Here is a 12,638-nt window from a genome sequence, read left to right as displayed (position 1 = left end):
GCTGAGGCAGTCGCCCAGGCGGCCTCTCGTTGTGGATCACCGCTAGGCCGCGCTTTGCTCCTCTGCGGCGCGGGCTTTCGAGGAGCGTTGGCTGCGCTCGCCGGCGGTCGTCGTCACGTGCAGCATCTCTGCCAAGCGGACCTTTGGAGTCTACTGCTCGTCATCGTCCGCCAAGTCGTTGATCAATGGAACGAGGAGAGGGTGAACCTTAAAGCCGGAGGCGCGGCCCGGACCATTCTCGTACTCGGCGGTGAGAACCGGCACCGCGGAGTCTGGGATGGCCCCCTGTTCCACCAGGTTTCCGCTGATCCGCTTGATGGGTCGGGTGAAGCCCCTCAGGCTGCGGTCGTCGTCGTAATCACAGATCTCGTACACGGACAGCGCCTCAATGCGGCCGTCCATCTCTGCCGCGTAACGGATGACGTCGACGCGGTTGCCGTAACCCTCGTATGAGAGGCCGTTGAAGAGTGCCTCGATCGCAGCGGCGGTCCAACCGCCGTGGGAGGGCTCGGTCGTCGATGCGTTCCACCCGCTCGATGTCTTCAACGGAGCTGGCTTGCAGGCTAAGTTGCAAGATGGGGGCGGCTACCTCAAGGAACTGCTTTGGCGACAGCAGGAACAGTCGGCCCCCTCCCCACCTCCGGAGTTCTGCGGTCAGCTCGGGGCGAGGACCCCGGTTGTGACCGTGCTCCTTCCGCCACCAGTCTTCCTTGGCATCGGCGGTCACGAAAAGGACGTCGCTCCCGCGTTCGGATGCCGCGCGCAGGAGCTGCTCCCACACGAAGAAGTCACCGACCGCGCCGTCGCCGTCCTTCTTGGCATCCATGTAGCCCGGCGGAATGCGCTTCCTGAGTCGCTCCTTGCCCGTTTCAGCGAGCTCGGTGCGTTCCTCGGGGCTGAAGGGCGTCCCGACCCGGCCTGCCAGCGCATGCTCCAGTCCGGCGATCACCGGATCGGCGCTCGTGTCGTGGGTGATGCTCTGCCATTCACCTTCACCGACCTCGGTGATCTTCTTCTGTACCTCGTCGAAGACACCCGTCAGTCGGTCGCGGAGATCTGCCAAGTCTTGGTCGCTCAAGGCCACTCGGTTTGCCCAGGTGCGCAGGGTCTGCACCGCAGTCCCGGCGTGGCCACTCATCTCCTGGGCGGCACTCTTGCTTGTCGACCGCGCATCACTGATGACGCTTTCCCTGTTCCGCCAGAACTCGTCGACGACCTGGTGAGGAACCCAGAGGCGGTCTCCGAGAGCGCCGAGTGCCCTGAGAAAGTCGGTTCGAGCCTGCTCCGTGTACCGGTAGAGATTCAGCAGCACGTTCGCGTCGGGGGCGACCAAGCCGTCCGTCAGTACGGCGGTGAAGTCCACCGTCGTTGTCGGTCCGGTAAGCCCCGAATTCGTCGAAGAGACCGCGACCGCTCCCGTCGGCTGTCGTGTCACCCATCACAACCACCCCCGTCTACGTCGCGCGCCGGGTCCCCTGTGCCGACGCATCTGAGGGCGACCTTAGCGATTTCGAGGGCGTGGCGTCGGCAAACAACTGGGACGGCACATCGATGACCGTTCTTAGCCGTTGTCGACTCCCAGGACGCGGCGTTGCCCTTGCCGTCGGCCATGATCTCCAGGGGAGAGGCGCACTGCGCGTCTCCCTGTGCGAGAGTGAGAACGTACACCTCACTCACCAGCTGGCCTCGCTTCGCTCGGGGCGACGGCAATTTCGGCCCAGACGGTCTTGCTTCCGCAGGGATACGGCTCCGTGCCCCAGCCATCGGCGAGGGCGGTGACCAGGAGCAGGCCGCGGCTGGACTCGGCATCCAGGGACGTTCCGCATTCCGCAGGCGGCGACGGCAGGTGCTCGCCCCGGGCATCGGTGACAGCGATGCGGAGCAGGCTGGCCGTGGTGTCGAGGGCGAGGGTGAGCCGGAAGTCGCGGCCGCCCACATGACCGTGCAGGGCGGCGTTGGCGGCGCGCTCGGCCACGATCTGCTCGGCGCGCTCCGTGACGCCAGGTGACACCGGCCACGCGCGGAGCTGCTCGGAGGCGAGGAGACGGGCGAGCCGGGCCCCGCGGCGGGTGGACGACAAGAGCTGGGCGAACGTGTGTACGGTGGCGGTGATTTGGGGTGGGGATGCGCTCATGAGGCCACGGTGATGGGTGCGTGGGTGCGCGTTCCAGACGCACGGTCCGTACGCTGCGTCAGCTTACGGGCACATTCCGTGGGCGGTGTGACGGTTTATACGTCACGCGGGGTGTCGTCGAGTGGGAGACGGCGAACAGCGCGTGTGCGGAACCGGAGGTGGCCGCGGATGACCGGCGGCGGTGTGGTGGACGACGAGGATGTGCCGGGCGGCGAGGTGGACCGAGAGCCCGATCCCTCGGACAGTCTGCGGACGTTCGGCGCGGTCATGCAGGCGCTGCGCGAGCACGCCGGGTACAGCAGGACCGAGTTCGCGGACCTGGTGCGCTTCTCCAAGCACACAGTGGAGTCGGTGGAGCTGGGACGGCGGAAGCCCGACCTTGCCTTGGTGGAGCGGGCTGAGGATGCGCTGGGGAACACCGGGGCGCTGCGGAAGGCGTCGAAGTACGTGACACGGGGGCGCGGGGATGCCGGGCTCGCGGCGTGGTTCCGGCAGTGGGCTCGGCTGGAGCGGGTGGCGGTGAGCCTGTGCACGTACGAGTGCCGGCTGGTGCCGGGGTTGTTGCAGTCGGAGGGGTATGCGCGGGCCCTGTTCGAGAACAGGCTTCCGCTGTTGACCGACGAGCGGTTGGAGGCGCAGATCGAGGCACGACTGGAGCGGCAAAAGATTCTGCGCGAGCGGTCGACGGTGCCGTTTCACTTCATCGTGGAGGAGGCCGTCTTTCGGCGCAGGTTCGGCGGGCGCCAAGTGCTGAGGGGCCAGTTGGATCACGCGCTAGAGCTGACGACATTGCGTAACGTGACGTTGCAGGTCATGCCGACCGAGGTGGAGTTCCACGCCTGCATGGATGGCCCAGTACAGCTCCTCGAGATACCGGAGGGCCGAAGGCTGGCGTACTCCGAAGGCCAGGAGAACGGCCGGCTGATCTCCGACCCGAAAGAGGTGAGCCCCCTCTACCAGCGCTATGCCACACTTCGCTCGCAGGCTCTGAACCGCCAAGAATCACGCGGCCTGCTGGAGCGACTCCGAGGAGAGCTATGAGCACGACGGAACTCGTCTGGTTCAAGTCCAGCTACAGTGGCAGCTCGGGCGACAGCTGCGTCGAGGTCGCCGTCACCGAACAAGCCGTGTGCGTACGGGACTCCAAGGACGTGTCACGCCCTCACTTCGCCGTCCGCCGCGGGGAGTGGCGCGGTTCGTGGGCTTCTTGACGGAGGCGTGAAAGGTGCGGGCACCTGTGCTGCGGGAACGGTGCTGACCGATCCCGCAGCACACCGTGATTTCAGGCGTCCCGTTCCATCACCGCGGTCGCCGCCTCGATGCCGTTGACGACCTCGTACTCGAGATCGTCTATCCCCGCGTCTCGCGTCACCGCGGCGAAGTGCTTACGGGCGGAAGCGATCTTTTTTTGCTCTGCGGGGCGCAGTAGGGCCAGTTCGTTGACGTCCTTGGTCTCGAAAACGATGTAGCGGCTGCCGTCGGTCCGTTCCACGGTCAGGGCCCAGTCGGGATTGTAGTTCCCCAGAGGGGTCGGGATTTGGAACGATGGCGGAAGCTTGACGAAAGTCTTGACCTCGGGACGCTGTAGGAGTGCGAGTGCGAATTCCTTCTCCGGAGCCGAGTCGATGATCAGGTAGCGGTACACGGACTTGTCCTCGAACGAGACGGCGTTGCCGTCCGCGTTCGTGATGATGTTTCCTCCGGGGCCGGTGTAGCCGGCGAGGTCAGCCTCGTGGAACAGGCTTATCGGGTAGCGGCGGTCCGCTTCTGGGCGGGAGGCGTCCACCAACTCGTAGTGCACCCCTTCGACAAGGAACTGCTCCTTGGTGATGTTGAGTAGGCGGCCCACCTGGTCGATGTATGCCTGCGGATTGTTCCGGAACTGTGCGAGGGTGCCCGACTCAGTGAGGACATGGGCGAGCGTGGCACGGGTCAACTGCGTGCGATCCGCGAGGACGGACAGGATGTCGGGCAGGTCTTCACTGTCCGCGTAGGTGACGTCCGTGCGGCGCGCGGCCGCCGCTTCGGCCGTCAGACCGCTCTGGTCTATGCGCCGCACGCGGTGCGTGAGCCATTCGCCGCGGCGCTTGGGCACGGGGAGCATGGTGCGCAGCGCGTTGACCATCGCGGCGCGAAGGTCGGTTTCGTCGACGTCGACGCGGTACTCCGTGCGGTGCCGGATGCGGTTCCAGAGTTCCTGAAACTCGGCGCTTTCCAGCCGTTCCTGGACCACCGGCACCGCCATGCGTTCGCCAGCCTTCTTGACGTCGATCGGCTTGGCCAGGCGTTTGATGTGCCCGAGTACCGTTTTGGTCGCGGTCTCCGAATCCATGACGTCGCCGACGATCTCCGTGAGTTTCGCGTCGCCTGTCTGCACGGCCTTGCGCAGGCTGTCCTGTACCTTCCCCTTAACGTCGACGTACCCTTCGAAGAACAGGGCCTGGTACAGCTGTTCCGCGGCGGCCGCGCCCACGGGGACGACGCTCCCGTCCTCCGCTTTGAAGGTCAGCCGTGCGAAGCCGTCCACGGTGACGACGCCGAACCGGATTCCCAGGTCGTCGGCCATTTCGCGCTGGAGGCGCTCGGCGAACTCCTCGTAGGACTCGTTCGCGATCACGGTGAGGTGGTTGGTGTCGAATCCGTGCACGCGGTTGCCAGACCCGTCCACGCAGAGGCGCAGGCCCCGGCCGATGGACTGGCGCCTCCACCGCTCGGTGCCCATGTTCCTCAGGACGCAGATCTGGAAGACGTTGGGGTTGTCCCATCCCTCCTGCAGCGCGGAGTGGCTGAAGATGAACCGGATGGGGGTGCCGGGCGTGGTCAGGCCGACCTTGTCCCGCATGATCTGCTCGTAAGCCAGACCGGCCTGCTGGCGCCCCTTGTCGGTGGTCTCCTTGGTGTCCACCAGTACTTCACCACCGCCCTTGCGGCGGTCCACGGAGAAGTACCCCTGGTGAGCTTCCTTTGCGACTTGGTCGGCGGGGGAGTCGCCCAGCAGAGTGCTGAACTCCGGCTCCGAGGCGATGCGCGTGTACTCCTCCTCGAAGATCCGCGCATGCTCGCCGGGAAGAGCCTCCCCGTTGGGGCCGTACTCACGGTACTTTGCCACGGAGTCGACGAAGATCAGGCTGAGTACCTTTATGTCACGTCCGTGGATTGCGAACTCCTGCTCCTTGCGCAGATGCTGCCGGATGGTCTGAGCGATCATCTGGCGGGCCCGCTCATCGACGCTGACCTCGGCGCCGATGCTGTCGCCTACACCGAGCGGATGCGCGACGGTATCGAAGGAAATGCTCTGCTGCCCCTCGGCCGCGTTGATGGCGACCACCGTGAGGTCCTTGTACAGGTCACGCCCAGTCACATCTGCGAGGTTGCTGCGCGACCCGGTGTCAACCGTGATGGCTTTCCGTTTGAGCTCGTTCCCCTCCTCGACGTCCGCCTCGACGCGGGCCGTGATCGCTCCGGCCTTGCCGCGCTTTGCCTCGAGGAACTTGACGTACGGGGTCGTCCCACTGGAAGACGTGATCAGCGAGTCGACCTCGATCTGCTTGACCAGCTCGTTCTCGTAAGCGGCGATGGCGTCGAGACGGTAGACGAGGTTGGCTTTGTCGTCCTTCGGGTGGGTGGCCGAATAGCGCAGAGTGGCCAGGGCGTTGAAGTCCTCCAGCGCGCTGCGTCCCGCGCCCTTCTTCCTTCCGTTGCCGGCGTCCCCGTACACGCTCTGGGGTTCGTCGACGATGATGATCGGCCTTGTGGCCCGGATCAGATCGGCGGGCACCTCGAAGTCGAGATCCTCGGCCGGCTGGTAGATCTTGTTGGTCTTCTTGTTGATCGCCCCGACGGTGACGATTATGATTTCGATGCTCGGCGAGGTGGCGAAGGATCGGACCCGGGATGGATTACCGCCGTCGAACTGGAAAAAGTTCATCGGCGGATTGCCGTACAGGGTCGCAAAATGCTCACGAAGCATCCGGATGGACGTCTCGACGCCCTCCTTGATGGCCACCGATGGCACCACCACCATGAACTTAGTAAATCCGTATAGCTGGTTGAGCTCATAGATGGTGCGCAGGTAAACGTACGTCTTGCCGGTGCCGGTCTCCATCTCGATGGTGAAGTTCATCGAGTCCAGTGACGGCTCCGGGGCGAGACCGGTACGGTTCTGCACCTCGCGCAGGTTCGCGAGGATCGTCTCCCGGTCCAGATGCAGCATGTTGCCGTATCCCAGGTCGGACAGCCCCTCGAAGCCAGCGTGCGCGGACGGGTGCGCGTGCACGGTGAACTGGGAGGTCATGGCCTCCTGACCCTTGAACAGGCCCGTGACCGCATCGATGGCCTGACGCTGGTAGTCGAGGTCCGCATCGAAGGAGAACTTCATTCAGATGCTCCGCAGCGTGGTGAAGCCAGCCTGCTTGAGCGCGGCGGCGAAGTTGAGCTTGGCGGCGGAGTCGACGAAGCCGGTGTCGCGGACGACGACCGTGGTGTCGGCGTCGCCCGGCTCTTCGTCGCGCCAGGCCGCCAGAGCCTTGGCGACCTCGTTCGCCCGGTCGATCGTGATGTCGGTGCCGAAGTATGCGAACAGTGTGCCCGCCAGGTTGTACAGCGGGCTGCCCGCGACTTCGCGTGTCTCCAGCGGTGTGGTCAGCTCCACGCCCATGCGCAGCATCATCTCTACCAGCAGATCATCTGCGGTACGCCCAGCCACGAGGTTGTCCACGGCTTCGAGCAGGCTCAACTGGTCAGGGGTCCCGTCCCAGACCTTCACGTTGCTGGAGGCCAGGCGGTACGACCGGAAGCCGGTGTCGATGGGGGCGGCGTCGGGGCTCTGCTTGGACACGATCTGCTGGCCCGCACGGCGTAGGCGTTCGCGGGTGATGTCCGCGATCGTGTTGTAGCCGTCCTCGCCTACGGGCTCGTCGAGCTGGACCAGGATGTAGCGACGGTTGCCGCCGTCAGCGGCGTTAAGGTTCATGACTGCGTGGCCAGTGGAGCCGGAACCTGCAAAGAAGTCAAGGATGAGTGCATTCGGGTTGCGATCGGTCACGATATTGAGCCACCGGGCAACCACGTTGACGTCTTTCGGGAAAGGGAAAACATCGCAACCAAGTAGATTCACCAGGGACTTTCCGGCAGAGGTTCGCTCCTGATTGAATACCGACTCTGCCACTTGATCGGACATTTCATCCAGGAAGATTTTCCCGCGCGGGACTTTTGTCTCATCTTCACCGAAGACGATGAGGTCGTCTTTGATCATTTGTTGGGCGGACTCTTTGGTCATGCGCCACCCGCTTCCACCCTGGGGCCGGGTCACGGCTTTTTTGGTAACCGGATGGTAGATGTCGTAGTCGCCGCTGGCTCGGAGGTTCGGTGCAGATAGGTCGCGGTCTGCGTTATAGGGGCGGCCCGTTGTTTCATCGAGGTTTGCAAACCTCAGGACTCCTGCGGTCGCCCCCTTCTTTGCCATTCCCTTGAGGAATTTCTTGTAAGCCTTGTTTGCGGCCTCCTTATCATCATGGGAGCGCCAGATTTCTGAAGCGCGCGCCAAGATTTCGTCAACTCCGGGTTTCCTTTCGCGCCATCGCGTTTCGGATTGGCGAAGGACTCCCTCGTTTTTTGCGTAGATGAGCATGTAATCGTGGCCGACGGAAACGTAGCGAGAGTCATTCTTGCGGCCGCCTTGCCAAATAAGGTTGGCGATGAAGTTCTCTGCCCCGAACACTCGATCCATCAAAAGCTTGAGCCGCGCATGCTCGCAGTCATCAATCGCAACAATGATGACGCCTGTCTCTTTGAGCAAGTGGTGTGCTACTAGCAACCGCGGATACATCATCGACAACCACGCCGAATGCCTGGACGCGCCGGTCCTGCGGTCCTGTACTCGGTCGGATTCGGTGCCGGCCTGGAGTGCCCCCTCATCGTCCCGCTGCCCCGCCAGGGTCTCGTGCCCGGCCTGCGAAGTGACGCGCTTGTCCTCGTAGACGAAGTCGTTGCCCGTGTTGTAGGGCGGGTCGATGTAGATCACGTCGACCTTGTTGGTGTATCCGCGCCGCAGCAGACGCAGCCCCTCGAGGTTGTCGCCCTCGATGACGATGTTGCGGGTGTTGTCCCAGTCCACGGACTCCTCGGGCTTCGGAAGCAGCGTGCCTGTCGCCGGAAGCGTGGACAGGCGCCGGGCTTCGGCCATGCCCGGCCAGCGCAGGCCGAACGCCTCAGCGGTCGTGGGGGCGGCGTTCTCACCCAGGAGGCCCCGGAGGGCATCGAGGTCGACGGTGCCGTCGACGACGGCGTCGGGGAAGAGACGCGCCAGTACGTCGAGGTTCGACTTGGCCTCGCCGGGGCCGGTCAGGTCGCCGACCGGTTCGAAGTCCAGGGTCACGGGTGATGTCTTCCTTGTGTGCTTAGGTGATGATTTGCAAGCTGTTCAGGCGGTGTCATGGTCGCCGTCGGCACTGTATAGGGTGCCTCTGACATGACCGATCTGTGTACGTAGCGTCCGAGCCGACATATTCAGATCGATGCGCTGCTGCTGATTCCTCGCGCGTTTCGCGTCCCGCACGACCGTGATCAGTTCGCTCTCCAGGTCGGTCAACCGTCGGCGTAGCGCGACCGCGTCCGCCGCCCGCAGGGCAGTGCCGGCAGGGCGGCCGTCAGCGGCTGCGGTCCGCACGAGGTCGCGGTACAGCGCCCACATGTCCGTGCGGTCCAGCCGGTCGAGGTGGAGGGCGCCCGGTTCGATACCTTTGGTCGGCACCATGACGTGCGCGTCTATTACGGAGGTCGACCTGGTGGGGTCTGTGCGGCTCACATGGCTGAGCGCCAGCGAGAGGGCCGTGATGCCGTCGGGCATGTGCACGAACAGCACCACCGGCTTGGCCATGCTGCGATGGACGAGTTCGGCCACGCGAGTCCTGTCGGATGCCGAGGTCCTGTCGGCCAGGAAGGCCTCGAGGACAGGGACGTCGACGACAGTACGCTCGCCGTCCTGGTACCGGGGCACCTGTATGGTCTCCGGGCGTAAAATGCCGACCAGGTTCGCCGAGGCCACCGCCTTGGTCAGTAGCCGGGCGTCGGCGGGGGTCTGATCCTCGAACTGGGCGGCGAGCATCTTCTTCGCGACACGCTGCTGCTGCCGGGCCTTCTCGGGCAGAGCCAGCAGGTCGGCACCGGCGCACTTGTGGGGAATGCCACTCACGGCAGCACCGCCAGCCATGCGATCAAATTAACGGCTTCCAGGCCGGGCGTGGCGGCCTCCGTTCCCAGTAGTGAGGGGCCTGCCGAGAAGAGAGAGGCCACCATGCTTTCTTCGGCCTTTCCTGAGGCGGCGCGGACCGCCACGTCCAAGAGGTCGCGGTAGTGCTTCATGGACCTGCCCGACCTGGTCATCCGGTCGAACTCCGCCAGAATGGCGGCGTCGGGTTCGGTAATGCCCAGGCAGTGGTGGCGCAGGACGTCGAGGGCCAGCTTGGGTTCCTCGATCTCGTGAGCGAGGCTGCCGTCGTCGGTCACGTAAGCCAGCACGTACGGCGCCAGCGGGTACCCCTCGGAGAAGGCGAACGCGTCGTCCCGCACACGCAGGAGGAAGACCGCACCAGGAGCGAGCCCGTCGTCGGCGAGGGCCTTGTCGAAGCGGGAGACGCCAAACAGGGCCAGGGGCCACCCGGCGATCTCCTGAAGCTCGTCACGCGCACGAGCCGCGGCGTCCATGCGGAAGTCGGAGAGCGTCAGGTCGGTGATGCTCAGACCGCCGGCGAGGTCCTCCATGGTGGGAGCGGCCTGCTGCATCTGCTGCAGTTGCTTGCGCCGGTAGTCGAGGTCGTTCATGTCGCCGGACGTGACGTCCAGGACGTTCTCCTCACCGGTCGCGGAGACGTCCAGCAGGGTCATACGGCTGGACACGCGCGCCTCGAGGTTGATGTAGGCGTCCAGGTCTATGTTGGGCCAGAAGTTGACCAGTTGAACACTCGTGTTGGTGGTACCGAGGCGGTCGACGCGACCGAAACGCTGGACGATGCGCACCGGGTTCCAGTGGATGTCGTAGTTGATCACCGTGTCGCAGTCCTGGAGGTTCTGGCCCTCGGAAATGGTGTCGGTGGCGATCACGATGTCGATCTGCGGGTCGTCCGGATCCCCGTCCTTGGAGCGCGGTGAGAACGCGGTGAGGACGTCGACCATATGGACGCGCTTCATCGGGAGGGTGCTCCGGGTGCTCTGCCCCGTGACCAGGGCCACGTGCACCCCCAGTTCGTCACGAGCCCAGCGGGCCACATGCTCGTAGAGGTACTCGGCCGTGTCGCTGAAAGCGGTGAACACCAGTGCCTTGCGGTTGCCGTCGTTGGTGGGGTGCTGGACCTTGTCGCGCAGGAACCGTTTGAGTTCGGCCAGTTTGGCGTCGCGGTCGGCGTCGACCGCCGTCACCTCGGCGAGCAGGCTGGCCACGGTGTCCCGGTCGTGCTCGAGTTCCTGCCGCCACCGCACCCGGTCGATGTCAGCGAGGAAGACCTTGACGCTGCCGCCGACGGTGTCCTCGAACTGCGGGTCGTCCAGGTCGATCTTCTCCAGGTCGGCGAAACTGTCAATGGACGTTCCTTCGGCCCCGGTCGCCTCGTAGGCGTCGATGCTGGCGATCGCGCCCTCCACGGTGGCCAGGATCTTGCCGAGCGTCTTGCCCAGGGAGTTGACCGAGGACTCCAAGCGCTTTAGCAGACCCACTCGCAGCAGGTGGACCACGTTGTTCTCACGGTCGGTCTGCCGCCACACGCGTCGGCCGCCAGTGCGCACCCTCTGGTCGTACAAGGCCGCGTACTTGCTCTCGTGCTTGGCGCTGACGTAGGAGGTGGGCTTGTAGGCGGCCAGATTCAGACGCAGGATCGACCGGTTGATCTCCTCCAGCGGGATCATCATGTCGGCCGTGTCGATGGGCGGGGTGAGGTTTACGGGAGCCAGGCGGGCGGGGAACCTTCCGACGTCCTTGGTGCCGTAATATTTCTCGATGTGCTTGCGGGAGCGGGCGATCGTGACCAGGTCCAGCAGTCGAATGTAATCCATGCCGAGCGTGCCGACCAGGGACTTCGTACTCCGAGTGGCCGCAGGGAGTCGCTGCCACTCGTTGAAGTGCCTTTGTGCCTTGTTCAGTGTGGTCTCGATACTTCTGATCCCGTCCGAAGCCAGTGCCTGGTCGTCTCCCTCGGTGGCGAACAGAACCTGGTTTTTCAGGTCAGCCAAGCGTGTATTCACGGGCGTTGCACTGAGCATGAGGACTTTGGTCCTCACTCCAGACCTGAAGACCTCGTCCATGAGGCGCTCGTATCGGGTCGTTCGTCCCTTGACCTGAGGGTTGTTACGGAAGTTGTGAGACTCGTCGATCACGACGAGGTCGTAGTTGCCCCAGTTGACGTTCGCCAGGTCGATGTCCCCCGACAGCCCGCCGGTCCGGCTGAGATCGGTGTGGTTGAGGACGTCATAATGGAAGCGGTCCGCAGCCAGCGGATTCCGCCTGTCGTTGCCGCGGTAGATGGTCCAATTCTCCCGCAGCCGCTTGGGCGCCAGGACGAGAACGCGGTCATTGCGCAGCTCGTAGTACTTGATGACGGCGAGGGCCTCGAAGGTCTTCCCCAGGCCCACACTGTCGGCGATGATGCAGCCGTTATGGCGTTCAAGCTTCTCGATCGCACCGAGCACGCCGTCACGCTGGAACTTGTAGAGCTTCTTCCACACGACGGAGTCGTAGAAGCCCGTTCTGCCTCGCTCAGCGGTCTCCTCGCCGGCCTCCTCGACGAAGTCCTTGAACAGGGACGTCAGGATGCGCAGGTAGATGGACTCAGGTGCCCTGTCCATGAAGAGGGTTCGGGCGGCGTTGAGGAACTCCTGCTGGATGGTACTGCTGGTGCCGTCGTCGTGCCACATCCGCTCGAAGCGGACCACGGCCTGCGCCACCTTGTCCGCTTCCGTCGTTTCCAGAGGGAAGTACAGGTCCTGGGACGCCACCAGGCCGAGGCTCTCGGCCTCAAGGCCCGCGCCGTCGACGACATAAGGGAACGGCCCGTCGACGCTCGTCCAGGTACCGCGCGTGCGCCGTTTCAGTGCCCTTGCCTGGAGATGTTCTTCGGCCCAGGTCAGGAACACGCGGGCAACGCGGTGCTGATCCAGCCGGGCGCGATGGAGGTTCTCCTCCTCAAGGCCATTCAGGGCGAAATCGTCAAGACTGTGGCCGTGCAGGAGCAGGCGTAGGTCGACATTGACCAACTCCTCCTTAAGCGCCTCGTAGACGAACACGGAGAACGACTCAGACAGCGAGTCCAGGCGTGTGGCGCCGGTCAGATGCTTGCGCAACCGGTCGATCGTCCGGCCCGTGTCGCTGGGGACCATGAAAGCGGAACCTCCGGGGTGAAGACGTGTACTAACTGTCGCTGCTCCGACCGGGTTACCGGTGAACGGCAGGGGACCTGGCTCAGGCGGCGGCCGTTGGAAGTGGTTCCCCCATCGGCTGCCTTCGTTCGTCCAGTTC

General features: G+C 64.4%; 8 protein-coding genes and 1 pseudogene. 2 read left to right on the top strand and 7 right to left on the bottom strand.

Annotated elements, in window-relative coordinates; genetic code table 11:
* Positions 1-150 precede the first annotated feature (150 nt).
* The 3 genes from EJG53_RS06660 to EJG53_RS06650 form a co-directional block, all read right to left on the bottom strand.
* Positions 151-402 carry a hypothetical protein gene (locus tag EJG53_RS06660; protein ID WP_125044066.1) on the bottom strand — a complete coding sequence of 84 codons (252 nt, stop codon included), beginning with the start codon at positions 400-402 and terminating at the stop codon, positions 151-153.
* Entirely contained in the window at positions 386-1,435 is a 1,050-nt protein-coding gene (locus EJG53_RS06655; protein ID WP_125044065.1) for a PIN domain-containing protein, read from the bottom strand. Before EJG53_RS06655 ends, EJG53_RS06660 begins: the two co-directional genes overlap by 17 nt.
* Before the next feature lie 234 nt (positions 1,436-1,669).
* Complete coding sequence (locus EJG53_RS06650) at positions 1,670-2,134, bottom strand: ATP-binding protein (protein ID WP_125044064.1); 465 nt, start codon at positions 2,132-2,134, stop codon at positions 1,670-1,672.
* A gap of 168 nt (positions 2,135-2,302) precedes the next feature.
* On the opposite strand from EJG53_RS06650, the gene EJG53_RS06645 reads away from it, so the two are divergent.
* Both EJG53_RS06645 and EJG53_RS06640 read left to right on the top strand, forming a co-directional pair.
* Positions 2,303-3,175 (top strand): helix-turn-helix domain-containing protein, encoded by an 873-nt coding sequence (locus EJG53_RS06645; protein ID WP_125044063.1) that lies wholly within the window; start codon positions 2,303-2,305, stop codon positions 3,173-3,175.
* A pseudogene (locus EJG53_RS06640) lies at positions 3,172-3,356 on the top strand (DUF397 domain-containing protein). The gene EJG53_RS06645 and the pseudogene EJG53_RS06640 overlap by 4 nt, the downstream one beginning before the upstream one ends.
* Before the next feature lie 60 nt (positions 3,357-3,416).
* Here the strand turns inward: EJG53_RS06640 and EJG53_RS06635 are convergent.
* Genes EJG53_RS06635 through EJG53_RS06620 form a run of 4 tightly spaced genes read right to left on the bottom strand, consistent with a single transcriptional unit; the run spans position 3,417 to position 12,499 of the window.
* On the bottom strand, positions 3,417-6,512 hold the full coding sequence (locus EJG53_RS06635; protein ID WP_125044061.1) for a restriction endonuclease: 3,096 nt from the start codon (positions 6,510-6,512) through the stop codon (positions 3,417-3,419).
* Positions 6,513-8,510: a site-specific DNA-methyltransferase gene (locus tag EJG53_RS06630; protein WP_125044060.1), complete on the bottom strand. Its 1,998-nt coding sequence runs from the start codon at positions 8,508-8,510 to the stop codon at positions 6,513-6,515. It abuts the gene before it with no gap.
* Between the two features lie 45 nt (positions 8,511-8,555).
* A complete protein-coding gene (locus tag EJG53_RS06625; RefSeq protein ID WP_167515069.1) occupies positions 8,556-9,326 on the bottom strand; it encodes a DUF4391 domain-containing protein in 771 nt (256 codons plus the stop codon).
* The gene (locus EJG53_RS06620; protein ID WP_218041906.1) at positions 9,323-12,499 is read right to left on the bottom strand and encodes a helicase-related protein; all 3,177 of its coding nucleotides are present in this window, start codon (positions 12,497-12,499) and stop codon (positions 9,323-9,325) included. The genes EJG53_RS06625 and EJG53_RS06620 overlap by 4 nt, the downstream gene beginning before the upstream one ends.
* Between the last annotated feature and the right edge of the window lie 139 nt (positions 12,500-12,638).

It is taken from the genome of Streptomyces chrestomyceticus JCM 4735 (assembly GCF_003865135.1).
GTDB lineage: Bacteria > Actinomycetota > Actinomycetes > Streptomycetales > Streptomycetaceae > Streptomyces > Streptomyces chrestomyceticus.
Note: the sequence above shows the minus strand (reverse complement) of the source record. Positions and strands in the feature narration are given on the sequence as shown.